22 protein-coding genes are annotated in these 25,118 nt (G+C 49.3%); 3 read left to right on the top strand and 19 right to left on the bottom strand.

Translation table 11 applies throughout. The features are described 5' to 3' along the window. Nucleotides 1-4 precede the first annotated feature (4 nt). The 8 genes from GEV47_RS07320 to gspG all read right to left on the bottom strand — a co-directional run bounded on the left by GEV47_RS07320 (nucleotide 5) and on the right by gspG (nucleotide 5,901). Nucleotides 5-763 (bottom strand): type II secretion system protein N, encoded by a 759-nt coding sequence (locus GEV47_RS07320; RefSeq protein WP_228124609.1) that lies wholly within the window; start codon nucleotides 761-763, stop codon nucleotides 5-7. A 121-nt stretch (nucleotides 764-884) separates the two neighbouring features. Next, the gene (gene gspM / locus GEV47_RS07325; RefSeq protein ID WP_194270605.1) at nucleotides 885-1,457 is read right to left on the bottom strand and encodes a type II secretion system protein GspM; all 573 of its coding nucleotides are present in this window, start codon (nucleotides 1,455-1,457) and stop codon (nucleotides 885-887) included. A 26-nt stretch (nucleotides 1,458-1,483) separates the two neighbouring features. Next, entirely contained in the window at nucleotides 1,484-2,791 is a 1,308-nt protein-coding gene (gspL, locus tag GEV47_RS07330; protein WP_153234080.1) for a type II secretion system protein GspL, read from the bottom strand. A 46-nt stretch (nucleotides 2,792-2,837) separates the two neighbouring features. Continuing rightward, nucleotides 2,838-3,848 (bottom strand): type II secretion system minor pseudopilin GspK, encoded by a 1,011-nt coding sequence (gene gspK / locus GEV47_RS07335; RefSeq protein WP_153234081.1) that lies wholly within the window; start codon nucleotides 3,846-3,848, stop codon nucleotides 2,838-2,840. Next, nucleotides 3,845-4,504, bottom strand: a complete 660-nt coding sequence (locus GEV47_RS07340) for a PulJ/GspJ family protein (protein ID WP_153234082.1) — start codon at nucleotides 4,502-4,504, stop codon at nucleotides 3,845-3,847. The genes gspK and GEV47_RS07340 overlap by 4 nt, the downstream gene beginning before the upstream one ends. Next, nucleotides 4,494-4,883 (bottom strand): type II secretion system minor pseudopilin GspI, encoded by a 390-nt coding sequence (gspI, locus tag GEV47_RS07345; protein ID WP_153234083.1) that lies wholly within the window; start codon nucleotides 4,881-4,883, stop codon nucleotides 4,494-4,496. Before gspI ends, GEV47_RS07340 begins: the two co-directional genes overlap by 11 nt. Nucleotides 4,884-4,885: 2 nt before the next feature. Further along, nucleotides 4,886-5,425, bottom strand: coding sequence for a GspH/FimT family pseudopilin (locus GEV47_RS07350; RefSeq protein ID WP_322741583.1), 540 nt, complete (start codon nucleotides 5,423-5,425; stop codon nucleotides 4,886-4,888). A gap of 5 nt (nucleotides 5,426-5,430) precedes the next feature. Beyond that, on the bottom strand, nucleotides 5,431-5,901 hold the full coding sequence (gspG, locus tag GEV47_RS07355) for a type II secretion system major pseudopilin GspG (RefSeq protein ID WP_153234280.1): 471 nt from the start codon (nucleotides 5,899-5,901) through the stop codon (nucleotides 5,431-5,433). Between the two features lie 382 nt (nucleotides 5,902-6,283). Here gspG and lipB point away from each other — a divergent pair, with 382 nt between their 5' ends. From lipB to GEV47_RS07370, 3 genes are read left to right on the top strand one after another with little or no spacing between them, the layout of a single operon-like run. Continuing rightward, nucleotides 6,284-6,967 carry a lipoyl(octanoyl) transferase LipB gene (gene lipB, locus GEV47_RS07360; RefSeq protein WP_153234084.1) on the top strand — a complete coding sequence of 228 codons (684 nt, stop codon included), beginning with the start codon at nucleotides 6,284-6,286 and terminating at the stop codon, nucleotides 6,965-6,967. Nucleotides 6,968-7,014: 47 nt separating this feature from the next. Further along, on the top strand, nucleotides 7,015-8,013 hold the full coding sequence (gene lipA / locus GEV47_RS07365; RefSeq protein WP_153234085.1) for a lipoyl synthase: 999 nt from the start codon (nucleotides 7,015-7,017) through the stop codon (nucleotides 8,011-8,013). Between the two features lie 8 nt (nucleotides 8,014-8,021). After that, complete coding sequence (locus tag GEV47_RS07370) at nucleotides 8,022-8,474, top strand: GNAT family N-acetyltransferase (RefSeq protein ID WP_153234086.1); 453 nt, start codon at nucleotides 8,022-8,024, stop codon at nucleotides 8,472-8,474. Between the two features lie 74 nt (nucleotides 8,475-8,548). Here GEV47_RS07370 and GEV47_RS07375 read toward each other — a convergent pair whose 3' ends face one another. From GEV47_RS07375 to GEV47_RS07425, 11 genes are all read right to left on the bottom strand, one after another. Then, entirely contained in the window at nucleotides 8,549-10,426 is a 1,878-nt protein-coding gene (locus GEV47_RS07375; RefSeq protein WP_228124610.1) for a S53 family peptidase, read from the bottom strand. Between the two features lie 695 nt (nucleotides 10,427-11,121). Next, nucleotides 11,122-11,322, bottom strand: a complete 201-nt coding sequence (locus GEV47_RS07380) for a hypothetical protein (protein WP_153234088.1) — start codon at nucleotides 11,320-11,322, stop codon at nucleotides 11,122-11,124. Between the two features lie 126 nt (nucleotides 11,323-11,448). After that, nucleotides 11,449-13,344 carry a S53 family peptidase gene (locus tag GEV47_RS07385; RefSeq protein WP_194270606.1) on the bottom strand — a complete coding sequence of 632 codons (1,896 nt, stop codon included), beginning with the start codon at nucleotides 13,342-13,344 and terminating at the stop codon, nucleotides 11,449-11,451. Between the two features lie 695 nt (nucleotides 13,345-14,039). Next, nucleotides 14,040-14,534, bottom strand: coding sequence for a TssQ family T6SS-associated lipoprotein (locus GEV47_RS07390; protein WP_153234090.1), 495 nt, complete (start codon nucleotides 14,532-14,534; stop codon nucleotides 14,040-14,042). Between the two features lie 266 nt (nucleotides 14,535-14,800). Continuing rightward, on the bottom strand, nucleotides 14,801-16,474 hold the full coding sequence (locus GEV47_RS07395; protein ID WP_228124611.1) for a serine/threonine protein kinase: 1,674 nt from the start codon (nucleotides 16,472-16,474) through the stop codon (nucleotides 14,801-14,803). A gap of 4 nt (nucleotides 16,475-16,478) precedes the next feature. Continuing rightward, the gene (locus tag GEV47_RS07400) at nucleotides 16,479-17,279 is read right to left on the bottom strand and encodes a PP2C family protein-serine/threonine phosphatase (protein WP_153234091.1); all 801 of its coding nucleotides are present in this window, start codon (nucleotides 17,277-17,279) and stop codon (nucleotides 16,479-16,481) included. After that, on the bottom strand, nucleotides 17,272-18,423 hold the full coding sequence (gene tagH / locus GEV47_RS07405) for a type VI secretion system-associated FHA domain protein TagH (RefSeq protein ID WP_228124612.1): 1,152 nt from the start codon (nucleotides 18,421-18,423) through the stop codon (nucleotides 17,272-17,274). Before tagH ends, GEV47_RS07400 begins: the two co-directional genes overlap by 8 nt. A 395-nt stretch (nucleotides 18,424-18,818) precedes the next feature. After that, complete coding sequence (locus GEV47_RS07410) at nucleotides 18,819-21,446, bottom strand: DNA topoisomerase III (protein ID WP_153234092.1); 2,628 nt, start codon at nucleotides 21,444-21,446, stop codon at nucleotides 18,819-18,821. A gap of 506 nt (nucleotides 21,447-21,952) precedes the next feature. Then, nucleotides 21,953-22,432 (bottom strand): DUF494 family protein, encoded by a 480-nt coding sequence (locus GEV47_RS07415; RefSeq protein ID WP_153234093.1) that lies wholly within the window; start codon nucleotides 22,430-22,432, stop codon nucleotides 21,953-21,955. Nucleotides 22,433-22,518: 86 nt separating this feature from the next. Continuing rightward, a complete protein-coding gene (dprA, locus tag GEV47_RS07420) occupies nucleotides 22,519-23,769 on the bottom strand; it encodes a DNA-processing protein DprA (protein WP_407646209.1) in 1,251 nt (416 codons plus the stop codon). Nucleotides 23,770-23,778: 9 nt separating this feature from the next. Then, the gene (locus GEV47_RS07425; protein WP_153234094.1) at nucleotides 23,779-24,891 is read right to left on the bottom strand and encodes a LysM peptidoglycan-binding domain-containing protein; all 1,113 of its coding nucleotides are present in this window, start codon (nucleotides 24,889-24,891) and stop codon (nucleotides 23,779-23,781) included. Nucleotides 24,892-25,118 lie beyond the last annotated feature (227 nt).

Raw genomic sequence — 25,118 nt, forward strand, 5'->3', positions numbered from 1 at the left:
TTCACTATGAAAACTCAAGTCCGATAACTGTTTTACCGTTTTGTTGACGGCGTTGACCTAGCAAATTCAATAAATTTGCCAACTTTTCTTCTTGTCCGTCAGCAGCTTGCGCTGTCCCGGAAAACTGCAAACGACCATTTACTAACTTCCCATTTCCATCCAATAGCATTGCCCCGCTGATGGTTTTCAATACGATGCTGGCATGCTGTTCGTTTTGTGAGTCACTCAACGCCATCGTCATTTGATAACTACCTAGCGGTTTGACTGGCGATAAGCGCGACGACATGGCGACCAAATCCAACGTCATCAACCCAGCAACAGCTATCCTGCCTTTTTGCCTCTCCACCTGTAAATCGTTCCAACTCAACCGCATGTCGCCAGTCGGTTGCAATGTATTAAGCGGCGCTCCCAACGCCACCAAACGTTCTGCCGGCATGTTGATCGAAGTTGCTGCAACCTGCCATTGCGACCAATTGCCGGACACATGCACCGGCGCCGATAGTGCCGCAGGATTGTCCAACATTAGATCGACCTTACCGATCAGAACTAACGGCGACAGTTTCCACGTAAAACGTCCAGGCAGCAGCGGCGTGACGGCTTCGCTGCGACTGGCGGCGCCGCCAATAAAAGCCGAACCATGCCATAAGCTGCCTTGTGCATCGCCCAAGATAATGCGGCCCTGAGTTTGCGTCTCTACCACTTGTGCCAACCAACTTGCCGGAGAAAATAGCAATGCGGTCGATAGCACACTGAAACAACCCATGCAAACCCATAACAATTTACTCCGCATTCTTGTTGATACTTGGATCGGCTCTTTTCGTTCTTTTAATTCTTTTATTCCGTGCTTCACGTTACGTTTTCACTTTTATTTTTACGCATTATTTTTATTCGCTATTTTTCTGATTCAGTGTCACCGATGCATCGACTATCCCTGGCTTCGCGGGTTCAACCGCATTCACCTTGGCCTCAATGACTTGCCAATGCTCGGTTGCCTGAACTTGCTGCAAAAAATTGATCAAGCCAGAGAAGCTGATGGCCGTAAATTGCACTTTGGCGTTGTTGCCCGTCACGAGAATACTTTTGCTGCTCATGCCCAGTCTTTTCAACGCCGCTTCAACGCCACTTTGACTAATCGGCGTCGCCGCCTGATCACTGGCTTGATTGAGATTGCCGGTCTGGGCGATGATTTGCTGCAGTTCTGCGGCTTGTTGACGCAATCCTGGCAAGCTTTTTTGCAGACGTTGGCGACCTTCTATCGCTGGCGCCAGCAATATCAAATAAATCAGCGCTGCCAGCACTACAACGATCGCGACGCTGAGCATGTTTTGTTCTCGCTTATTGCGTTGCCCCCAGAATGTAGCGACCGTATTGCGGAGCTGCGAGACGACCTGAGTGACAGGTTTAAGAACCGGCTCAAGCAGTGATGAGGAAATCAGAGGTTTAGTTTGCTTGCTCATTTTCTTTGTAATGGACTCTGGCGCATTCATTTGTTTGCCCCGGCCGCTTTAATTTGCCAGACGCCGTCAGTTGGTGGCTGAGATAATAATAGCTGGTTGCCAGTCAATGCGATTTTTAATTTTTCAACCCCGCCCGCATCCAATCCTGCACTTTGCGCAGCATTGGAAAAACGAACAAATAAGCTTCGGTCACGATACTCCAGCGAACTCACCAAATTTCTTTGGGGATTCAATCCCGTGCTGTTCAACGCAGTGTTAAATTGCGCCGCCAATGCGATGAAATCATCCGGCATTGCAGCGCCGCTAGCTTGCTGCGACAAAGCGATTTTTTGATGTGCTTGGGCTATTGGATCAACGATGACAGTATCTTGCGGATAAGCCTTACGATAATCCTTCAACATACCGCTTTTCAATTGCGCCGCTTCACTGCGCATGCGCCACCAATCGCTATTTAATGCCACCACATTCACCAGTAAAACCAACGTCGCCAATGCCAACGACCAGCGCCACGGTCCCCAATTCATCGGCTGCTCGGATGCCGCTGCATTCATTCCTGTCATCAGGTTGACATCACAAGCTTGTGCGCCAACGATCCAATGAGACCAATCATCTGCGTGCAGACGAATATCAGCAACATCCTCCGCCGCAATAACATCCTGATAAGCAGCCAACTCTTCTGCCGCAACGTAAAGATTAATTGCCCCGCCCGGCACCAGAATACGCAACATCGTCAGCGCTTCTTTTTGCGGCTGATCATGCGAGGTCACCGATACGCCTATACCAACCTGCTTAGATAAACGCACGCTCACGTCTTGCTGTATTTCTTGCTGCCACCGGCGTTGCACAATAGCGGCTGTGGCAGCACCATCAAGTGAGCTTTCAAGTGGTAGACAAAGTTGCGACGGCAGCGCCTTGATATTTTTTGCACCCATCGCCAGCAAGCCATTGGTGATATGTTCCAGCCAGTCGCGCTGGACCACTGCAATCGCCCGCATACCATCAATCCGTGCGCCAGTCGCAATGACACAGCTAGCCGGATCGACGATCAATTGATCCTCAATCAAATTAGGCAACGCCGCCTTCAGTTTCGCCGCTGGCAACGGTGGCACAGCCATGTGTAAGGTAGTGACATCGCTGGCCGCCAAGAGCAGAACTACGCGCTGCGTTTGCGCCACCTGCGGTTTCAATTCGAGTAACGATTGATAACCTTCTTGCTCGATATGGCCTTTGTCAGAAACTACTGCAAATGCACATGCCGGAGCGGCACCATCGGCATCGCCTGCGTCGCTACTGAGCAAGGCTCTTGGCACTAAGCGTATAAATAATGTTGTCATATTTTTCTAATTTTCAAAACATACGCATGACGCGTCAAGCCGGTTTTCATAGTTCACGGCTCCAAATTACTTTGGTCGTCGTATTCACTCCCGCACGGTCGCGCTCTATCAATGACGCGGTATCCAAACCCGCACGCCCCATGCGTATCTTGCCGTTGACCAGGAAAAAGCTGCTGGCAGCAGAAAGTTCGGTGGTATCTATGGTCGCGCCTGGCGCGATCGTTGCGACTCTGGTGGCAATATCCGTCGAGTCGCGGAAATACACATTTTCACGGTTAGCGATCAGCGCTTTCACTTGCGATATCGGCATGCCATCTAAACGTGCGCTGAGAACTTCCGGTGATGCCGTATTAATGTTGACTGCCGTTGCTGCGGGCAGCACGATGATGTAGTCCTTCAATCTATTGACTATCGCGGGAGTAATACCGGGTATAGCCAGCAAATCCTCGATCCGCAATACCGGCATTTGTGTGAGCACTGCTGTTGGCGGAGGTGCCACCGGACTGCCTGGATCGATCACGCTTCCGGCTGCCAGCGCAGTAGGGATCATGGCTTGCGCAATCGCCGGCGCTAAACCAGCGCTCACATGCAAGATGCCGAGCAAACGTACAAACATCTTCATTTCGTTCGGATCAACCACGCCGCCTTTGACCAGATTGACGAGGTTGTAACGCGATTGTGCGTCCACGATAGTGCCGGACAAAACGGCATCGTCGCCCTCGGCTGTGCTATCGCCTGCGTATTGACTCAACCGGGTTGCTTCCAGCGGTGCGGCCCAAGGTTCCGATAAATAATCGGCCGTGGTGATTTTTCCGTCTTCACGCAAGATCAAACGCGCCCAATCCAAAGAGCCACGTAATATCCATTCTTTTTGCAATTGCAGGCGCTGATTTTCAATTGAGCGCACTTGCACTTGCTGTTGCCAAAACAAACTGGCGACAATGGTGATCGCCAGAGTCGTCAACAACAAGGCCGTGATAATTGCGACACCGCGTTGACGATGGTGGCTGCGGAATCTACATGTGCTGAGTGAGCGCAGTGATTGCTGTGTGTTCATCCGCCACCCAATAGGAAAGACTTGACCACACTGCTCGCTGCTTGCGACGGTGACTCTGGTTGCAACGACACTTCCAAGCCGACCCATGTTGCATTGTTAGCCAACTCTGGTGCGCTGCCATCATCCTTAACATTGCGCCAGCCAGCTTGATCACTGCCCCATAAGCGCATCTGCATATTACTCAGATGAGATTGCAAAACCACCGTTTGTGCGTCATTAGCGCCGCCGTCAGTTAAAGCTGCATTCCATAAACCATCAAACTCTTTTAAGTCGCGCGTTTGCGATGACTCTTTGCGTGTCAGCACGCCGTTCTGCAAGCGGTAGTCGACGATTGCCAGACGCGTTGGTTGATCGTCGGCGTACACTGCACGCGCAATGAGCAGACGATTATTCTGCAACGCGACATGCGGTCTGTGCCCAATCATGGCGATAGGTGCGGCTTGCAAACTATCGTTTTGTAGTTGTGCGAAAGTCAGTTGCATGCCACGTGTCTGATCCAATTCGCTATTCAAGGCCACGCGTGCACGGACAATCCCATCCAGTCCGCGCCAGCCGAGTACCGCAACCATGGCCAGAATGCTGATGGCAACCAGTAACTCGACCAAAGTAAAGCCGCGACGATGTCCGCGTGTTGCTTGCTTGCGTTTAATTCCCATGCGGCACCACCTGCGTCATCTTGACGATTTGCTGTTCTGGCGTGCGGCTGTCGATTACGCTGACCACAATGCGACGGAAATAAGGATTGGGCGTAGAAAAAACGTGTTCATTGCATTGCAATGGTAAATCGCCTTGCGGACAAGGAAAGCTGCGATCACCTAGCGCTGGCCATTCGGAGGCGAGACGAATTTGCGTCAGGCGGTTTTCTGCCGACCAGTTCGCCATCATGGCGCTGCGTAAGCCTTGGCTGTTTTGCGTCAAGCTCCCGACTGCACGTAAACTTGCGCCCAGCGCGGTGCCGACGATCACCAACGCAACCAGCACCTCTAGCAAAGTGAAACCTTGTTGTTGATGCTTTTGTGGAGTGAACGCTGACATAGTTATTCCACCGTGAAATGGCCTATGCCATCACCATGAATAACAGCACTGGTCGTGTCGTTATCGCCGATAGAAAGTGTCATCAGAAAAGGTTTGTCGACCGGTTCGCGGCCAAAGACAAAGCGCACTTGCCCGTTGTCAGCCGTGGTGACATTGTCTTGCGATGGCGTGATGGTCAGCAACATTGGCGTTTTTTTGAACGCACGCTCATGTAGCATTTCATCGTCGTTCAAATTATTCCAGCCGCTGCCATCCTCATTGCGAACCATAAACCAGTAATGCTCAGAGTCCGCTTCAAAGGCCACGGGGCGATTTCGCAAAATGGCCTCTTCTCGCCCCAATTGCAATAGCAGGGCAATCCGTTGCGCTTCTTGTTGCACCGCTTTGCCGTTATTTTGAAAAGCGGTAAATGACACCATGCCTAGTGTGATACCGGCGATGACGACCACCACCAACAGTTCGAGCAAAGTAAACCCGCGTGCAGATGCCGGCGCCTTTCTGGAACGCAGACACTTGGGCTTACCTTTATCCGATACTGCCACGACGATCACAATTGCCAGGAGCCGATATCAGCGTCATTACCTTCGCCACCGGGTTGGCCGTCTGCGCCATACGAGAACACATCAATCTCGCCATGAATACCCGGTGCCAGATATTGATATGGATTACCCCATGGATCTTTTGGCAACTTATCGATGTAGCCACCGGTTTTCCAACCGTCGGCGCCGCTGGCAGGCTTCACCACCAAGGCATTCAAACCCTGTTCGGTGGTGGGATAGCGCTGGTTGTCGAGTTTGTAGAGTTTCAGTGCAGACATTAGGGTAGAAATATCAGAACGCGCCGCCATTATTCGCGCATCGTCGGTACGTCCCATTAGTTTTGGCACCACCAGCGCCGCCAAAATACCCATGATGACCACCACGACCATGATTTCGATCAATGTAAAGCCACGTTGTTTTACTGCACGGAACTTGCGACCTGATTTATTCGCGAATGCCAAATTGCTACCTTGCTTCATCACGCTTTGCATACTTAATTTCCTCTTGCACCATAGCTTTCAAATACCTGTACCACAGCATCTGCTTCTATAAAATTGAACAAACGACGAAGTGCACTCAGCACTAGAGCGACAAGAAGACAATGTAGTCAAGGAATGCGTTTGATGCAATGCTTTTTATTGCTTATCGGCATCAAAATCGCTGTAGATTTGTATATTTTCCCGATGTAACATTTTACGATTTTTATGTGACGGTTTAATTACATGAAATCGCGTGTAATCAGGCAAAAGTCTTCGCATCTCTTTTGGATGTGACTTTCAAATATAACGTGCTGAATTAGCAATTATTTACATTCGGCAGCACTTCGGCAGAGTTAGGCAATTTTCGCTACACTGCTGCCTTATGCAGTCTTTTTCTTCCCCCGAAATCATCCAGCGCGGCATTGAACCCTATCAGGTCAGTTTCGACGCCATGCGTGCGTATACTGACAACCGCAGCGCAGACACGCCCGATCAATTATGGATAGTTGAGCACCCTCCCGTGTTTACCCTGGGATTGGGCGCTGACCTGAGCCATGTATTGGCGCCGCATGAAGTGGCTGTAGTGCAGACTGATCGCGGTGGTGAAGTGACTTATCACGGCCCCGGGCAAGTGGTCATTTATCTGCTTCTTGATCTACGTCGCAAACGCAGCGAAGGTCGATTTTTTGCCCGTGAATTGGTGCACAGCATAGAGCAGGCAGTGATCACTACGCTGGCAGCGTATAATCTCGCCAGTGAACGCAAGGCTGGCGCACCGGGCATTTACATTGCAGACGGAACGCACAAAGGTGCCAAGATCGCTGCGTTAGGTCTGAAAATCCGCGGCAATGGCTGCACTTATCATGGTGTATCGCTCAATGTCGGAATGGATTTAACACCTTTTTCGTGGATTAACCCGTGCGGTTATGCCGGTTTGGCAACAGTGGATATGAAAACGCTAGGCGTTGATACTACTTTACCTTCCGTACAGTTAGCACTCGCCAACAACCTGATTGCCTGTTTCAATAACGCTTGCGTTGGCGCACACAATGCTGCCATTGCTTAATTGATATTTGATATTTGATATTCATTGATTCTTTACACAAACTCGCTATGACTACTGACCACTCCTCTGCCAACAGCGTCGACACCGCCGCAACTTACAATCCGCTGGAAAAGCAAAAGGGTGCCAGCAAAACTGCGCGAATTCCAATCAAAATCATCCCGATAGAACGCCTGAAAAAGCCGGACTGGATCCGCGTCAAGGCAGGTTCCCCGTCAACGCGCTTCTACGAAATCAAAGACATCCTGCGCGCCAATAATCTGGTGACGGTTTGCGAAGAAGCCAGTTGCCCGAACATTGGCGAATGCTTCGGTAAAGGCACCGCAACCTTCATGATCATGGGCGACAAATGCACCCGTCGTTGCCCGTTCTGCGACGTCGGTCATGGCCGCCCTGATCCACTGGATGTGAACGAACCGGCCAATCTGGCCAAAACCATCGCCGAACTAAAGCTCAGCTACGTCGTCATCACCAGTGTTGACCGCGACGATTTGCGCGACGGTGGCGCAGGCCATTTCGCCGAATGTATTCGCCAGGTACGTGCTGCTTCACCAAAAACACGCATCGAAATTCTGGTTCCGGATTTCCGCGGCCGCATGGACAGAGCACTGGAAATTCTCAATGCTTCGCCACCTGATGTGATGAACCACAATCTGGAAACGGCACCGCGTTTGTACAAAGAAGCACGCCCAGGTTCAGATTATGAATACTCGTTGAATTTGCTCAAGCGCTTCAAAGCTTTACATCCGGACGTTCCAACCAAATCGGGCATCATGGTCGGTTTGGGCGAAACCGATGAAGAGGTTCTGCAAGTGATGCGCGATATGCGCAGCCATGATGTCGACATGCTGACCATCGGCCAATACCTGATGCCGAGTGGCGACCATTTGCCGGTACGTCGTTATGTGCACCCGGACACCTTCAAGATGTATGAAGAAGAGGCTTATAAAATGGGATTTGTGCATGCTGCGGTGGGCGCAATGGTACGCTCGTCATACCATGCGGATGAGCAAGCGCATGGCGTGGTGGCAGGTGCGAGCAGTCAATAACGACACGCATGATTATCGTTGCAGCCGAAGATCCTACATCCTCTGACGCATATATGCTGATGGCGGAATTGTCTGCAACGCTCGCCATGATCACTGGCGATAGCGGGAACTCCTCCTTCGATCCCAGTGATGTCCGTGTTCCAAATGCGCTTTTTGTTGTTGCACGAGACAGTCAAGGCCGGGCAATAGGCTGCGGCGCTTTTCGCCCTCTGACAGATGGCGTCGCAGAACTAAAACGTATGTATTCTCGACCAGGAAATCCTGGAACTGGTTCCGCATTGCTGGCATTTCTGGAAGCCGCTGCGAAAGCAATGCAATATCAGGCATTGTGGCTGGAAACACGGCTCATTAATAAACAAGCGGTTCGCTTTTACGAACAACGTGCTTATAAGATAATTCCGAATTTTGGCAAATATGCTGGTAATAACAATGCCGTTTGCTTTGAAAAACGATTAACTTAAAATATCCGACAACACGGCTGTTCGGCTGCGTTGTCGGGGTACTCCTCTTAGTATTCAATTACATCCGCAAAACCTTATCTCCAGAACCAAGGATTGTGGCTAATGTAAGCACTGACTTTGGCGACATTCAAACTACCGTAGCCAGTCGCAGCATCCCATCCTTTTTTAGCTTTAAATCCGAAATCAGTAGCGTCCGCTCCGGAATAACCAGTGGTGACGTCATTCACCAAGGCAGGATTCCAAGGGAAGTTAACGTAAAAGTACGGCGCCGGGAAACCCAAACGATTGCTGTGCACCGATTCAATGCGAGCCCAGAAGCCGACGAAAATTGGCGAAGCCAAACTAGTTCCGCCGACCACATATCGGGCACCGTCGTAATACACGATAGCGCCGCTGGCTGATGCCGCATCGAACGCAATATCCGGCAAGGCGCGTTTAGCGTTACCGTTCACCAGTCGCTGCCAGATTGGTGCTGCTTCAGATTTACTGTAACCGCCACCGGTGGCCCAGAGACGTAACGTCGGGTCAGAATCACCGTTGCCGTCGTAAACACCAATCGGGCTCAAGCCTTCATTCCATGCGGCTTCGCTGCCAAACGTTGTCTTCCCTGTGGTGTACAGCGTAGTTCCACCGACTGCCACGACGTAAGGTGAGCTTGCCGGTTCGCTGACATCATAATGCTTTCCGTCTGGCACGCCAGGTGTACCGGAAATTGTGCTGACGCTGCAATTGTATGGACCAGCATCACCAGTCGAAATCGAGAATGTCTGACCCTGTATCACCGCTTGTTTGAAGACTGCATCATCGGCTGCTTGCGTGCCGCTGCTGACAGTGTCGGCTTCGCAGCTACCCAGAGACACGTTAATCACCTTGGCGACATTGTCCGTCACAGCGCGGTTATAGGCGGTCGTGATGTCGGTATAGTCCAACGTTGGCGCAGCATAGAATCGCAATTCCTTGGTTCCGCCGGAAGCACCTGTAATAGTTTGGCTATCCAGATTCCATTCGACTTGACCAGAAGTATCGCTGTAATCGCTGCCGGCCGGGCCGGTTTGTACGACGGTGGTATTGACTGCCGGTAAACCAAGTCCAGTCGTGAATGCCGCCAGATCGGTGATGGTCGGTGCGAGATCGCCATTGGAAATAATAGCGACAGTAGTTGTCGATGCCGCTGGCATGCTCGCTGCGTTATAGATCAACGGGAAATCGGTGGTGTTGTGATAAACCGCAGTGCCGACGGGAGTACTAACCGAAGCGCTGGCTGTGGCTAACGTATTATTCAGCGCAACGCCGCCAACTTTGCCACCCAGCTTGCTGTGCGTATGGTTCAGCGCAACGTTTTGCAAACCTAAAACCGCATTAACGATTCCACCTAACGATGCTGGCACTTGCGCGGCAGCAGTATTTGCATACACTTTGCGACCTTGATAAGTGAAGTGCTTCAGAGACGTATTAAATGCTTGCTGTACCGTAGCGGCAGTGCCATTTGCCGAGATCAATAAGCGATTGGGCGTTACTTCGATCCCGGTAAATCCGGCTTGCTGCAGATGCGCAACGACCAGATTCACTTGCGCTTGCGTTGGTGCATATTGCGCAGCAAATTGTGCTGGCGTCAGAAATTGTCCAAACGATGGATTGCCGGGCGTTCTCACATCGATGATCGCTTGATCAAGCTGCGCTTCTTTGCGCAGATTCAAACTCAGTACCACGTGTACTTGCTCACCTTGCACCATTTCAGTGGCCAAGGTATCTGCAGTGACCACTGCACCTACGTTGTTTTTCACTTGCACCTGCGGCAAAAATGCCTGCGTCTTGGTCGACACCCACGTTGACGTATCTACTGCCGCTTGCGCTCCCATCGATGCGCAAGCCAATGCGAGCGCTAATGACAGTGCCGACGTGCGGGGAAGTGTAACGTCTCGTTTCTTTACTGCTGATGCTTTAAATTTCATCTTCTTTTTCCTTTTAAAGTAAACAATATGAAAACAACGTGCAACAAAATAATCGCAACGCATCGCAATACACAAATAGGCGTATCTGCTAATGCAAGGCAATCGAAAAAAGCATTCTTAAGTTAATTACTGAGCATTACGCCGGGCGCCAGATTTGCATGGCGACAGCAACGCAGCAATGGATGGCGAGTAACGCGCATTCGATAACAAGACTTAAGAGCCGTGTTAAGGAGAGGGACCGTACGCAAGGCGAGAAGATTGCGAAATAGGGAAGGATAAGAATGGGGATGCATGCAGATGAGATGCGAAAGACAACTGCAGAAAATGGTTCTGTACCGAAGGCTCAACACACGTCATCACTATTCCCTTTTAAGGATTAAGGATAGCCAAAGCAACAGTCTTACGTTTGTAAGTAAGCGTCGCCAAAATTATTTTGATTTTCAGGATACTTTCAGATGGCTACATGAAACACGATGCAGGCCCAGCATAGCTTTTTAATTTCTATGTGGCAATAATTATTTATGCATTTTCTTATGCTGAAATTTTCAAAAAAAAATGGAGCAAGGAATTATTTTTCTTCCTGTGTAATTACATCGCCTGAATGACCAGCGATATTTATGTTGAATGTAAATTCAAATAAATCACATTTCTTTGAGGGTGAGCTGCTCACCGGGTTATGGCACAACAAATTTAAATCATCCTTTTCCAAACGGATTGCGGTTCGCACTATTTGCGTTATCTGGTGCAGCCAGTCGCGCATTCATGCTCGTCGCGTGATCAACCAAACTCGGATCATTGGCAACGCTGATATTTTCCCGATCCGGGGAACCGTACATAACAAATGAAACTGCAGCGCTCCCGAGGATAATCGCAGCGATGATGATGGACTTGTTCACTTCGTTCTCTTTTTTAACGTTAACAACTATCGAAAAATCAGCTCAAAAAAAATACGGCTACGCATCAATTGCCTACGTAGCCGCGAGAGTTACAGCGGGCTTTCTTATTTCCTTATTACCTTAAAATTACTTAGCTGGGAACACAGTCGGGTTCGCTGTGATGTAAGCATTCAGAGGATCAATCAACACGCTTCCGAAGCCTGTTGCAGCGCTCCATGATCCTGTTGAATTGGCTGACATGCCTGGATAAGTAGTACTCCAACCGTTGTAATCAACTGCATCACCGTCGACCGATGCGCTACTGACTTTAGCCAACATGCTTGCATTAGCAGAATTGGAAAGCGTGCTGTACAAAGCTGATGCCGGGAAGCCTAAGTTGTTGCTGTGTGCCGATTCCATACGACCCCAGATACCAACGAACAATGGTGAAGCCATACTAGTACCGCCAACCGTGCCATATGCAACACCATTAGCTGCCTGGTTGATATAGATGTTGGTACCGCTTGCTGACGCTGCATCGTAGACGATATCAGGCAGACCGCGTGTGGTATGACCTGAACCGATGATAGCGGTAGTCTGCCAGCTCGGCGCTGTTTCATACTTACTGTAACCACCACCGGTAGCCCAGATACGCACGGCACTACCATCACCAGTTGATGCAGTACCTTCGTTCCATACTGCCTGACCGTTATATGCGCCAGCCGATGTGGTGAACAGAGCAGTGCCGCCGACTGTCAGAACATAAGGTGAGCTAGCTGGCTCACTGACGTCGTAGGTTTTTCTCTTTGTAGTGGTATTTGCTACGCCAGGGTTACCTTCGGAGTCAGTGTCGCAGTTGTAGGCACCGGCATCACCTGCTGCAACAGCGAATGTCATACCTTGCGCTACAGCTTGTTCAAACACTGCATCATCAGCTGCTTGTGAGCCTGATGAATGAGCAGAAGCCTCGCACTCGCCCAACGAGATGTCAACGACGCTGGCGACGTTAGCAGTTACAGCAGCGTTATAAGCAGCTGTCAGCGGTGCATCTTCCATCGAAGTCGCTACATAGAATATGTATTGTTTTGCACCACCAGCAGTACCGTAGGCAACTTGACTATCCAACGCCCACTCAACCTCACCGGACTCATCTGTTGTTGGAGTACCGGCGTTGACAACAGTAGGAACCAATGCTGGCAAGCTTGGGTTATTGGTGAGGAAAGTAGCAAAGTCTTGCAATGTGTAAGTCATGCTACCTTCAGCGATCGAACCGATAATTGCGTTCGATGCTGCCGGCGTAGTGCTACCACCATAAATCCCATAATACTGCGTTGGGGTATGTGCGACTTCTGTACCAGTGGTAGCGAGAGTCGTAGTTCTTGCAGGTTTGCTCATCACGCCACTATGCATAGTGTGATGGATTGCAGCATTTTGCAGACCTAGAACTGAACCAATGATATTCGACAATTCTGCTGGCACTTGTGCAGGCTTATCATTGGCGTAAACACTACGGCCATGATGTGTGAAGCGTTTCAATGAAGTATTAAACGCTTGCGTTACTGTAGCTGCGGTACCGTCGGCACTGATCAAAGTGTGGTTTGAGCTGACAGTAATATTTTTGAAACCTGATTTAGTCAAATGCTTAACAACAGCATCAACTTGCGCTTGAGTAGGTGCGTATTGCGCATTGAATTGTGCTGGTGTCAGAAACTTGTGAAACACGGCACTACCTGGAGTATTTACGTCAGCAACAAATTTGTCCAATTGTGCTTTGTTACGCAATTGCAGAGCAACGGTAACGCTTTTCAATTCACCTGGTGCCATATCTACGGCAATCTTATCCGCAGTAGTTTCAGCACCAGAACTATCGTGCGTTTGTACTTTAGATAAAAATGCGTCTGTTTTTGTCGATACCCACGACGAAGTATCAACGGCTGCTTGCGCGCCCATTGCTACACATGCCAGAGAGAGTGCTAATGCCAATGCAGAGATACGCGGGACTGCTAAATCTCCTGCCTTTGCTGCTGATGCTTTAGATTTCATTTTTTTTATTCCTCTAAAAGTAAACAACATGGATAACAGCTCACAACATAAAAACGCTTGAACATTTCCCTGCATACCATCCAAAATGGGATGTATGCCTGATGAAAGTCTCCCTGCAAAACTACAACCATGGAGTTTCCAAACACAACAGATGTGAAGATGCACACGGTTGCAGGAAGCAGCCTTACACGAGTACGCCAAGCGTCAGATTTGCATCGCAGATCGGCTGCGATACAGGGGGTAACGAACAGCTAGTTCGTTATTGGGACGGTCGTTGCGTGATCTCCGAGGATCGCGCAATCGGTACCGAAATACGGGGGGATTGGTGGGAAGAACACAAACTTTGTTCGTATTGCGACTGCAGAAAAACTGTCAGTTCTAAAGACTTAACGCACGTCATCACTATTCCCTTTTAAGGACTACGACACGACAGCATTACGCTTGTGAGGTAAGTGTCGCTACAAGTTATTTTCTAGCATCCCACAATTCATATAAATCATATTACGAGTCTAGAATAAAACTTAAATTTCCATATGGCAATAATTATTTATCCTTTTTTACAAAAAATATCCTGTAAATTCGCATTTTTTTCACAAAAAAATAAAAAATTCAGCGACCAAATCAGACACAAAAAGATACATACAATTCCCGTTGTTGTATGACACAAATTTGTCTCTGATTTACTCTTCACTATTTTAACGAGCGACAGGCTGACTGCGTTTGGCTTGTTCAAATACTGGCCCCCACAGTGGATGACCTTGCTCGCCGGGCGCCAGTGCAAAGGTCGGATCCAGTTTCAGCGCTTTTTGAAATTCCAGTTTGCACAGCTTCTTTCGTGACGTCACACAATAGCTAAACGCCATATATTTCAACGCCTCTGTTTGCGTGTTCTTATCTGCGGTCCAAATTTCTGGCGCACTACGCAAACGTTTAATGGCGGCGCTATAACTACCGCGATCATACAAATCAATACCGCTCTTTAACGCGTTAGACGCTGCGACTTCAGCCGCACTCGGCGTACTGATGGCGGGCGCCGCAACCGGCGCGCTAAGCGCAGGTTGCGGTGTCGTCAGATTAGCGCCGTCAGCTCCGTCGGTGCTTGCACAGCCAGCCAGTTGCAAGATGCATGCTGAGAAAAAAATGTGCGCGCATGCGTGCAAAGCAGTGCGTCGATATGAAGGTTTTGTCATTTTGAGATTGGTTATTAACTGTGAAAAAAAACGTTTAGATTCGGTGTATCGATGCAGATGGTAAGTAAGTCGCAAAAACTGATGCGAGATTTTAAACCATCTTCTTCAGCAACCAGACCTTGTCATCATCACGAACGCGGGGATCCAGGTTGTATAACATGGATCCCCGCGTTCGCGAAAATGACGAGGTCATTTTCAAATCGATTATTTAGTATTACTTACAACAATGTCTAAACGATTTTTTGGGCTCTATCTATTTCTATCTATTATTTAGTAGAAGAAAAATCTACATCAATATGCTGCATTTTTTTCTTGTCGCTAGTGATGTTGATGGTACGTGATGCGAACTGTGGGTTACTGATTTTTATCTGATGCTTCCCTTCCGACAAAACCAGCTTTTTCAAAGGAGGACTCACGCCGCGCATATTGCCATCGACTGTCACAGTTCCCCAAGGTTTAATAGAAAGAGTAATGATGTCGGTGGTATGCGGCGGCTCCTTAACGGCCGCTGGCGATACAGTTTCAGATTCCGGCAACGCCGCCAACACTTCCGTATCCTGATGCGATTTATCAGATAGGTCAGGTGATTTTTCGATGACTGCTTGCGCATTACTTGCTGTACCCAAATCAGGTGCACGCACTGTAGCTGTCGGTGCAGCTACAGGAGTGACGCTAGCTGGAGAGACAGCAGCAGCGGTTGCTTTAGTTGCTGCTTCAATTGTTGTCGGTATTGCAGTCGCTACCGTTGGTGCGGTTGCGGAGGAGTCAAACAAGAAGTAGCCGAACGTACAAATCACGCCTATCATTAACGCCACCAACAATGTCATGGCGTGTTTAAAACTGAGCGTTTGATCCAGTCGCGGCAGCACTGTATGCCACCATTTCTTTGTTTGCTTCCTGTGTTTCCTGGTGCCCGAATCTGCGCTGCCGGTGCTGCGCCGCGGCGTTGGTATTGCCACTAAAAGCTGCAGGCTTAACAGGCGTCGAAATTCCTCGATCGACTGCGGTCGATCTTCTGGATTGACAGATAAACCAAGATCAATCGCCGACAAAAATCCCATGCTAAAACCCCGCTCGCGAAATTCCGGCACCTGTGCCAAAGGAACGATCGGGTCTTTGATCATGCGCGCCACCGAAGTTGGCGGAGCCGTGTTGGTGATCGCAAAATAAACTACTGCACACAAAGAATAGATATCAGTCCATGGGCCTTGCTTCATGCTGACGTCATCGGCGTACTGCTCTATCGGTGCATAACCTGGCTTTAAAATCACGGTTAACGAGTGCGTCATGTCGCCAATAAGCTGTCGGGCTGCGCCAAAATCCAGTAGCACAGCCTCACCACTTTTTTGGATCATGATGTTGTCAGGCGAAATATCCCTATGCAAAATATTGACGCGATACATGGCATCTAACGCCTCCAGCATCGGCTTCAGCATATTTTTCAGCCATATTTCAGTAACCACTTCCGGCGTATTTTTGACGACGCTGCGTAGCGTACGTCCATCGTAATAACGCATCGCCATATAGCCGGTGTTGTTTTGCTCCCAGAAACGATAAACCTTGATCAACGCCGGATGATCGAACTGTGCCAACAAGCGCGCTTCATTAATGAAGCTTTTCAATCCCAGAGCAAACGTTTCCTGATGTCGCGAAGAGCGAACCGTCACTTTTTGGTTGACACCGCGCCCGGCAAATGCGCCCGGCATGTATTCTTTAATCGCCACCATACGACGCAACGATTTATCAAAAGCAAAATAGACAATCCCGAAACCACCCTCGCCTATCACGCCAAGGATCTTGAAATCAGCTAAACGCGTCCCTTTTTGCAAGCAATTTTCTTCGCTCAATTCGACCTCATCCGAAGTCACGAGAGATAGACCCGGCTTAATCGGCATGGCCGCTTTGGCATTGCGCACGTTTGCATTTAATTCAGTTGTCATAAATTTATACGATAAAAATAGTAAGTGCCGTACAGTTGTCGCGCGAGCGCGATGCAGTGGCTGCAGCATTTTTCTGTACGATCTGTGCCATCCGGTTTAACCATTCTGTGGCGTTATCGGTTGACGCGATTGCATCGACCATCTCATTTTCCGTGATCCATTCCCAAAAGCCATCTGTGCATAGCAGCAGAGCATCGCCGGCCTCGATATCCAGCGCGGGGGTTACTTCCACCCCAACATCCCCTTCTGCTCCGATCGCGGCAAACAAGATGCTGCGTCGTGGATGGTGACGTAATTGATCGACGCTGCAGTGTCCTGCCTCGACAAATTGTTGTACCAGGCTATGATCTTTTGTGACGCTAACCAGTTGCTTGTCGCGGAACACATAAATCCGCGTGTCTCCCATATGAGCGAATACCATGCAACGATTTTTTTGATCGATCAATACTGCGGCAATGGTCGCGCTCATCTCTTTCAGACCCGGCTCTGCGCGTTGGCGTTGTGCCAGATGCGTCTCTGCCGCGGCGATATACGATTGCAATGCGCGAGCGCCGAATGATTGCTCCTGGCGGAAACGGTTTATCACCGTTTCCACCACGATCCGCGCGGCCACTTCGCCGCCCAGTTTACTGCCGATGCCATCCGCAATCACCATACAAGCCAAATCATCCTGCAGCATACTGCCGAGCGCATCCTGATTCAGCCGGCGATCACCGACGTACGTAAGTTGCGCACCGTCCAGCCTTAATGGCTGTACGACTGGCAGCGGTGCCGTAGCACCGCTGCCATGCAGCGCGTCAACCATGGCGTTGTTCTTGCCCAGGCAGAAATTTATCTACCGCTTCCGGCTCTTTCGGTGCCTGTTGTTGCGCTGGTTGTGCTGGCTGCGCTTGCTGTTTTAGACGATCCACTTCCTGCTCATAGGTATGCAAGAATGCCTTACCAAACAACATTTGAAAATCATCTTGCGATTGCTGATGGATTTTTTGAAACAAAGTCGTATAAGCGTCCCACAATTTGGCTTTGCGATTGGCGGGGAAAATGCCATCTAACAGGCCAATTTTCGTTAAACCCTTTTGCATCAACTCTGGATTGAAGCGCTTGAGCAACTGATGCATAGATGCCCGCATACCAGCGACCACACCAATTTGATGGGCGCGCAAATCTTCATACGCATCGTGCATGGCTTCATTCGGCCCCATAAAACCAGGCATTTTTTTACGCAACATTTGCGTCAAGACGGTTTCCGCGTCAGAGAAAAATTTCAGCGGATTATTATTTCTTACCACTACTTGTGTCACATCGACATGCGCCTCGCGTCGCACCAACGTGCGCAAAGCATTGAGATCTATCGTTCCCTGTACCGCTGTCGCCAATAATTTTCCCAATGTTTCCATCAGCTCCGGCGTCAGTTTTGGTAACTGCGCTGAAGATGCTCCCGACGATAATGTGGCAACGGAAATTCCAGCACCATGAAAAAATGCCTGCATCAAGGCCTGGTGATCATCGCTGTGTTCAGATTCATTTTTATGGTCAGCTGTGCTGACCGGTGCTGTTAAATGCAATTCCGGATGCAATGCATCTGAAGCCGCCTGCTCAGTTGCCGACAACGAAATGCCATGATCAACGATAGAGAACGCTGCTTCCGCACGTAATTTATACAAACCGACCGTCATTTCATCGCCAATGTGTAGCGCGTAATCTCGATCCGGCGTCAGTTCCACGCCGTTCAGATGCATCGGACTGGCATAGCTAAGATTGATTACGCTGTGATTGATACCATCGCTTTTGAACAACGCCTGCGTTTGCGAAACGACATTTTTCGGATCGGCCAACACCAGACAATTATCAGTTCCACGTCCCATGGTTCTGCCGGCTTGATCAAAGACCGCAGACAACGAAATGGGCGGTGTAATTCCATTGTAAGAAATAACAGAAATTTTAATCATGAGATGAGCTAAGAATGAGACTATAAATCGAGGTAAGTAAGAGCCGACAACCGTTTTGAAAATGACCTGATCATTCCCGGAAACGCGGGTACCCATGTTACGCAACCTGGATTCCCGCATCCGCGAGGATGACGGAGGTATTTTTTAAATCGCCTATCTGCTTTTACTTACAAACGTATCCGATTACAGACAGCAATTCTTATGCCCAACTAGATGGCGTTTAAGCAGCCATTTCGACGGGGAAACAGCAGGATTTTGGGTTATGCAATCGGCAGCCTGCCCTAGGCTGTCACTGCAAGTGAAAAAAATTGTCAGCTTTTGTGACAACAAAACAAGAAATCAATAAAAAAGCCGCCTATGCAAACATAGACGGCTTTTTTTATTTTCGTGAAAATTTATGCAGTTTTGCGTTTTACCACTGGCTTTTTAACTGCTGCTTTTTTAGCTGGGGCTTTTTTGGCCGGCGCTTTTACGACTTTAGCAGTTGCCTCTGCCGGCGCTTCATCTTCTACTTCAGCCGCTTTTGTTTTACCTTTGGCTGGCGCTTTGGCTTTACGTTCTTCAAATTCAAAGCTGGTTTTACCATCTTTGCCTCTGACTAAAAATGCTTTGAACGGACGACGTGTGCGCTGTGAAATGAAACCCGGCAGCAAATCAGTTTTGCCATCATTGAGCAATTTAGCCATTTGCTCCGGCAAAATTTCTTGCTGCAAGATGATACGGCCGCTGCGGAAATCACAGGCTTTTGGTTTGGCGACCGTTTTTTCGCAAACGTAAGCCAAGCCCATTTCATACACACCACTACCGCATTTCGGACATGCGCCTAGCGGCGTCTGCCCGGTGAAATCAACACCCTCTCCATCTTCACCTTCGCCGTCATTTTGACCAAAATCGAATTCCAGCTTGAAGTTTTTGATTTCTTCGTCGCGACTGATTTTCAGGATGGCGGCAAACGGCCGTCCCATCTTAGAGCGGAAACCCTGCAACGGACCAATGGTCCGGTTAATCAGCAACTCTTCGACTTCGGCGATTTCAAATTGACGACTGCCTGGCGTTTTACTCATAGAGAATTCGCACTTGGTGCAAGCGAAACGGCGATAATTTTCTTTGACGACCGAGCCGCAATTCGGACACGGCGCATGCAAGGTAGCGTAATCACCGGGAATCGTGTCGTTGTCGTACTCTTTGGCGCGTTTGACGATGGTTTGGGTCATCTGGGCGATTTCGCGCATGAATTCTTCGCGCGTGATCTGGCCTTTTTCCATCAGCGACAATTTGTGTTCCCACTCACCGGTCAGTTCCGGCTCGGTCAATTCGTCAACACCCAAACCATGCAGCAAAGTCATTAACTGAAACGCTTTGGCGGTTGGCATCATTTCCCGACCTTCGCGGAAAATGTATTTTTCGAAGATCAAACCTTCAATCGTCGCCGCACGTGTAGCTGGTGTGCCAAGGCCTTTACCTGCCATCGCTTCGCGCAATTCCTCGTCATCCACTAACTTGCCCGCACCTTCCATCGCCGACAACAGGGTCGCTTCTGTGTAGCGTGCTGGTGGTTTGGTCACCAAACCGTGCGCTTCAACTTTTTCGGTTTTGACTTTCTCACCTTTGGCAACGGGAACTAACGTGCCGCTGTTTTCATCCTTGTCGCCGGCCACTTCTTTACCGTAAATCGCCAGCCAACCCGGATTGGTCATTACCTTGCCCTCAGTTTTGAACTGATGGCCGGACACTTCGGTGTAACGGGTAGTGACCTGGAATTCCGCCGCAGGGAAAAATACCGATAGGAAGCGACGTGTCACCAAGTCGTACAGTTTCTGTTCTGGCTCGGACAAATTTTTCGGTGCCTGCGTAGTCGGGATGATCGCAAAGTGATCACTGATTTTGGTATTGTCGAAAATCTTCTTATTCGGCTTGACCCAACCTTTGTTCAAAATCTGTGCGGAGAACTGCTGATAGTTATGGTTCTCCGAAATGGTTTCCAGAGTTTGTTTCACCGTGCTGATATAGTCTTCTGGCAAATGACGCGAATCGGTACGCGGATAGGTCAGGACTTTGTGCTTTTCGTACAGAGCCTGCGCCAGACCCAGCGTGTTCTTCGCCGAGAAACCGAAACGCGAATTGGCCTCACGTTGTAAGCTGGTCAAATCGAATAAGCCTGGTGCCATTTGTGTGGTTGGCTTCGATTCTTCGGTGACATTGCCAGGTTTGTTACGACAAGCGGCAACGATAGATTCTGCCGCTGCAAGACTCCACAAACGCTCGGCTCTTTTCTCCGGGTCGAATTCGTCTTTCTTGTGCGCAGTATCCAGCCAGCGGCCTTCATAGATACCGGCTGCGCAAATGAACTCTGCTCGCACTTCCCAAAAATCACGCGAGACAAATTTCTTAATTAATTCTTCGCGCTTCACCACAATCGACAAGGTCGGTGTTTGCACGCGACCTACGGTGGTTAAGTAGAATCCGCCTTCTTTAGAGTTGAAAGCAGTCATCGCACGCGTACCGTTGATGCCGATCAGCCAATCGGCTTCGCTGCGACAACGCGCAGCGTCAGCCAATGGCAGCATCTCTTCGTCAGAGCGTAAATGAGCAAAACCATCGCGTATCGCGCCTGGCGTCATCGACTGCAGCCATAAACGTTTGACCGATTGCTTGGCTTTCGCGTGTTGCGCGATCAAACGGAAAATCAGTTCGCCTTCCCGCCCGGCATCGCATGCGTTGATCAGCGCAGTAACATCTTTACGCTTGATGAGTTTATTGAGTACTTTCAAGCGCGATTCAGTTTTCGCGATCGGATTCAACGCAAAGTACGGCGGAATCATCGGCAGATGTGTAAACGTCCATTTGCCACGCTTGACATCAAACTCTTCTGGAACAGCAATTTCCAGCAGGTGACCGACAGCTGAAGACAGCACATATTCGTCGGACTCAAAGTACTCATCGTGCTTGGTGAAGCCGCCGAGTGTCTTCGCGATGTCATTCGCGACAGAAGGTTTTTCGGCGATGATGAGGGTCTTGCTCATAAATTAATCTCAAAAGAAAGGTAGTCTCGAAAGCGATGTGCTTCAAGTATGTCCAAAAAACTGTTTAGGCCAGACGTCCCGACGCAGGCAGTACAACTGTACAAGGAGGAACAACAACGTATAAATAATTTTTTGGCCATACTTATTTAATGTTTGCTAATTATCCGACGCATAAGCTTGCATGGATTGCTTAATAACAATTTCTCACACTTATTATGATTAACGCAAACACTTCCAGCAAAGCTTTCAAACGCTGACAGTGCAGTAACACGCCCGAGAAGGATAACGTCGCTGCTGCGATTTTGTGTACATCCTAACTATATAACAAGCAGCATCATATATAGATAGCGGATGATTTGCAGCGAATAATAAGCGCGTTATGAGAAAAACCGCAAGTGGCGGGGAAATATTAAGGTGACATTGCGTGTGGAGCGCGATCGTCCGGGCTTACGCAGATAGCAAGATACCGCAGGGATAACAGCGCTGGAACGGCTTTGTGTGAGCCTTTAGTGCAACATGCGGGATACTGGCTCTTCATCATCATCCAGAAACAGCTCGTCAAACATCAGACTTTCTGGCTCTTTGCCTTGGCTCCATAGCACCATCAACACGATAATTTTGAGTTTATCCAAGGGAATTGGTGTTTCATTGACAACCAATGCACGCTCAATGACGATTTCACGCTGTATCGGGTTGAGTAATTTGGCCGACTCTAGAAACTGAATGAAACCAATTGCCGCTGTGCCAAGAATATCAACTTCTTGAGGGGCATAAAAACGCATGCCGAACGAAAACGCCGTCTGTTGCGGGTAACGATCTGCAAACTCGTGATTGCTTGTCAGCAGTTCTTTTAACCAGCCCAGCGCGTTAGTGATCTCATCCTCTTCAAACCCAATGGCCGACAACTTCTTAACCAATGCTTCCGGTTCCGGACAAGCATCGGGTTGATAGTAGGTTTCGTATAAATAAACTAAGACTTCAAACATGGTTCTACTGTATCACTAAGATCGGACTAAAAAAGCTAGGGGCTGATGATAAGTATCGCAGGTATTTAAGGAAACTGTATACCAAGTTAGCCCAAACGCCGATAAATTCCACCGGGCAGCACTTCCACCAAGCCTTCCAACTCCAACGTCAATAACTGCGCGCTCAAGTTGGCTGCATCCATGCCACTACGCTGGGCTAGTAAATCAAGACTGACCGGATCAAAGCCAAGCGCTGCCAGTATACGACCTTGGTCAGTATCTTTGGCATGTTGTTCAGCTTCTGTTGACTCGGCGCTTTCTTCAACTATTCGCGCTGGCAACCTGGATAATTTCGTTGGCTTAGGCGAGCGGGCCGAAGCCATGCCAAGCGCCACATCGAGCTGATACTGTCCCAACTCTTCAAGGATATCCTGCGCGGATTCGACCAGCTTGGCACCTTGCTTGATCAATTGATGGCAGCCCTTTGACAATGGAGAATGAATCGATCCGGGAATTGCCAGCACATCACGACCTTGTTCGGCGGCCATACGCGCTGTAATCAACGATCCCGATTGTGCAGCCGCTTCCACTACCAAGACCGCGCGAGCCAAGCCAGAAATGATGCGATTACGACGCGGGAAATTGGCTGCGATCCCTGGCATGCCTAACGGGTATTCACTGACGATGCAGCCGTAGACGGCTATTTGATGCGCCAGATTGCGATTGCGCGCCGGATAAACGATATCAGCACCCGTGCCAATAACGGCAACGGTACTGCCTGCATCTGGATCATTGACCGCGCCACGCATGCTGCCGACATGGGCGGCGCTATCTATTCCCAACGCCATTCCGGAAATGATCGTTACCCCGCGTTGGCTAAGGGTGAAGGAAAATTGATCCGCATTGGCAATTCCTTGCACAGTCGCATTGCGGCTACCCACCACGGCCAGTGATGGTCGTGCCAGCAGTTCGATGCGACCTTTGACGTAGAGTATCAACGGCGGATCGGGGATATCTAATAAGGAGACTGGATAAGTGCTGTCAGCCAAGGTCAGCACACGATTGCCGGGTTGCTGCGCCCATTCCAGCGTGCGTTCTGTTAACGCCTGCAATGCATCAGATGGCGCAGCTAACAACGCATAAGCAATCTTTTCCGGCACCACTTTGTGTAATGCCGAAAAATTACTGCTGAAAATATTCTCGGGAAGACCGAAAGTTGCCAACAGCCGCCGCGCCGTTTCGGGGCCGACGCCAGCGGTCTGTTCAAGACGCAACCAGTCAGCCAGATCAGCGGTAGCTGAAGCTGACTGATCTGGGTGGTCGGTAGTATTGGAGGATGGTGTTGGTTCTGTCGGCACTAGCTTTGTTTATTCTGGTGATCTGGCGATATCGCCAACATCAACAGTATCACGCACTTCCATGATCAAACCATAGGAAATATGATTAAACACACGGAAAATAAACAAAGTTCCATATTGCTCATCTGGCAATTTTATGGTTTTTTTGCTGATAGGGTCAGCAATCAGTTCACCAGCGCGATATAACTGCAACACTGTACCGACATCAATATTGTCAGCGCTGCCTTGATTGATGGTAACGATCTGATTTTGTCCCGCGTTCTCAACACCACCATAAATCGAGGCAATACGCGCCTGCGTATCTGTTGCTGGCGGATGCGGTACGTAATTCAAAACCGGTGCCAATGGCGATGCAACTAACAAGTCGCCAATACCCATTTCTTCTTTAGCATCAACAACCGTAAAGGTGCTCGCCTCATCCGAGGTATGGCCTGGGCGTACCAGTTTCATGGTGCCTAAATACTTTGCCTCATGGGCGATCACCTTTTTCGTTACAGGATCATTGATTGCCTCACCCGGACGAAACACCTGGAACGACGTGCCATCGGCCAGGTCGCCTTGTACATAAGCCTTGTCACCGCGCCCCAGATTTACACGGCCTTCTGCAGCAGCCACGATGTGCGGCGCATTTGCCATTTGACCGTCTTCAATGATCAATGGCTGCGATAAGAATGGCGCAATCAAACCTGCTGGTATCGTCGAAATTGCATCGCTCCCCAAACCATTGGAGCGCACTTGCGGTGATAATTTTTCAGTACCGCCGTTACCATCCATGCCATCGCCTTTTGGCGAACCCAAGCGCAAACGTCCGGCAGCGCGATCGAAATACACAATCTGACCCGGATAAATCCAATGCGGATTATGAATTTGCTGGCGATTCATACCCCATACTTGCGGCCAGCACCACGGATTCTTTAAAAACTGTCCAGAAATTCCCCACAAGGTATCGCCACGTACCACCTTGTGTTGGTCTGGTGCGTTTGGTAAAAATCCACAGCTTGCTGATGAAGGCATTCTTGCAGCAGGTTCCGCAGAGGCCGTCTGCACCACTCCAATACTGCCAATACTGGCGGCGAGAGCAAGGAGAACGTGAAGAGCTGCAGCTGTGCTAAACTTTTTCATATTGTTTCCGATGAGTTTCTAAATAGGTTGCTAATAAGCCGTGGCGCTGGTTGTAGTGTGAATGGAGCAAAATAGATAGCAAAATTTGTGCCGAAGCTATTCCTGCAAGTTTTATCAACTATTTGTCAACTTCATTGACATATTGATTACAATACTTGCCGAAAAGAATCAAATTCTGCCCATAAACGTCACAACTAGCAAGACCTAAACAGACTAATTTCTATCCG

The organism is Glaciimonas soli, assembly GCF_009497155.1.
Classification (GTDB): Bacteria; Pseudomonadota; Gammaproteobacteria; order Burkholderiales; family Burkholderiaceae_D; genus Glaciimonas; species Glaciimonas soli.

What these genes read in the sequence shown, in the direction of transcription:
- GEV47_RS07320 (WP_228124609.1), bottom strand. Translation starts at nt 763, where the DNA reads ATGGGTTGTTTCAGTGTGCTATCGACCGCATTGCTATTTTCTCCGGCA.
- gspM (WP_194270605.1), bottom strand. Translation starts at nt 1,457, where the DNA reads ATGAGCAAGCAAACTAAACCTCTGATTTCCTCATCACTGCTTGAGCCG.
- gspL (WP_153234080.1), bottom strand. Translation starts at nt 2,791, where the DNA reads ATGACAACATTATTTATACGCTTAGTGCCAAGAGCCTTGCTCAGTAGC.
- gspK (WP_153234081.1), bottom strand. Translation starts at nt 3,848, where the DNA reads ATGAACACACAGCAATCACTGCGCTCACTCAGCACATGTAGATTCCGC.
- GEV47_RS07340 (WP_153234082.1), bottom strand. Translation starts at nt 4,504, where the DNA reads ATGGGAATTAAACGCAAGCAAGCAACACGCGGACATCGTCGCGGCTTT.
- gspI (WP_153234083.1), bottom strand. Translation starts at nt 4,883, where the DNA reads ATGTCAGCGTTCACTCCACAAAAGCATCAACAACAAGGTTTCACTTTG.
- gspG (WP_153234280.1), bottom strand. Translation starts at nt 5,901, where the DNA reads ATGAAGCAAGGTAGCAATTTGGCATTCGCGAATAAATCAGGTCGCAAG.
- lipB (WP_153234084.1), top strand. Translation starts at nt 6,284, where the DNA reads ATGCAGTCTTTTTCTTCCCCCGAAATCATCCAGCGCGGCATTGAACCC.
- lipA (WP_153234085.1), top strand. Translation starts at nt 7,015, where the DNA reads ATGACTACTGACCACTCCTCTGCCAACAGCGTCGACACCGCCGCAACT.
- GEV47_RS07370 (WP_153234086.1), top strand. Translation starts at nt 8,022, where the DNA reads ATGATTATCGTTGCAGCCGAAGATCCTACATCCTCTGACGCATATATG.
- GEV47_RS07375 (WP_228124610.1), bottom strand. Translation starts at nt 10,426, where the DNA reads ATGAAATTTAAAGCATCAGCAGTAAAGAAACGAGACGTTACACTTCCC.
- GEV47_RS07385 (WP_194270606.1), bottom strand. Translation starts at nt 13,344, where the DNA reads ATGAAATCTAAAGCATCAGCAGCAAAGGCAGGAGATTTAGCAGTCCCG.
- GEV47_RS07390 (WP_153234090.1), bottom strand. Translation starts at nt 14,534, where the DNA reads ATGACAAAACCTTCATATCGACGCACTGCTTTGCACGCATGCGCGCAC.
- GEV47_RS07395 (WP_228124611.1), bottom strand. Translation starts at nt 16,474, where the DNA reads ATGACAACTGAATTAAATGCAAACGTGCGCAATGCCAAAGCGGCCATG.
- GEV47_RS07400 (WP_153234091.1), bottom strand. Translation starts at nt 17,279, where the DNA reads ATGGTTGACGCGCTGCATGGCAGCGGTGCTACGGCACCGCTGCCAGTC.
- tagH (WP_228124612.1), bottom strand. Translation starts at nt 18,423, where the DNA reads ATGATTAAAATTTCTGTTATTTCTTACAATGGAATTACACCGCCCATT.
- GEV47_RS07410 (WP_153234092.1), bottom strand. Translation starts at nt 21,446, where the DNA reads ATGAGCAAGACCCTCATCATCGCCGAAAAACCTTCTGTCGCGAATGAC.
- GEV47_RS07415 (WP_153234093.1), bottom strand. Translation starts at nt 22,432, where the DNA reads ATGTTTGAAGTCTTAGTTTATTTATACGAAACCTACTATCAACCCGAT.
- GEV47_RS07425 (WP_153234094.1), bottom strand. Translation starts at nt 24,891, where the DNA reads ATGAAAAAGTTTAGCACAGCTGCAGCTCTTCACGTTCTCCTTGCTCTC.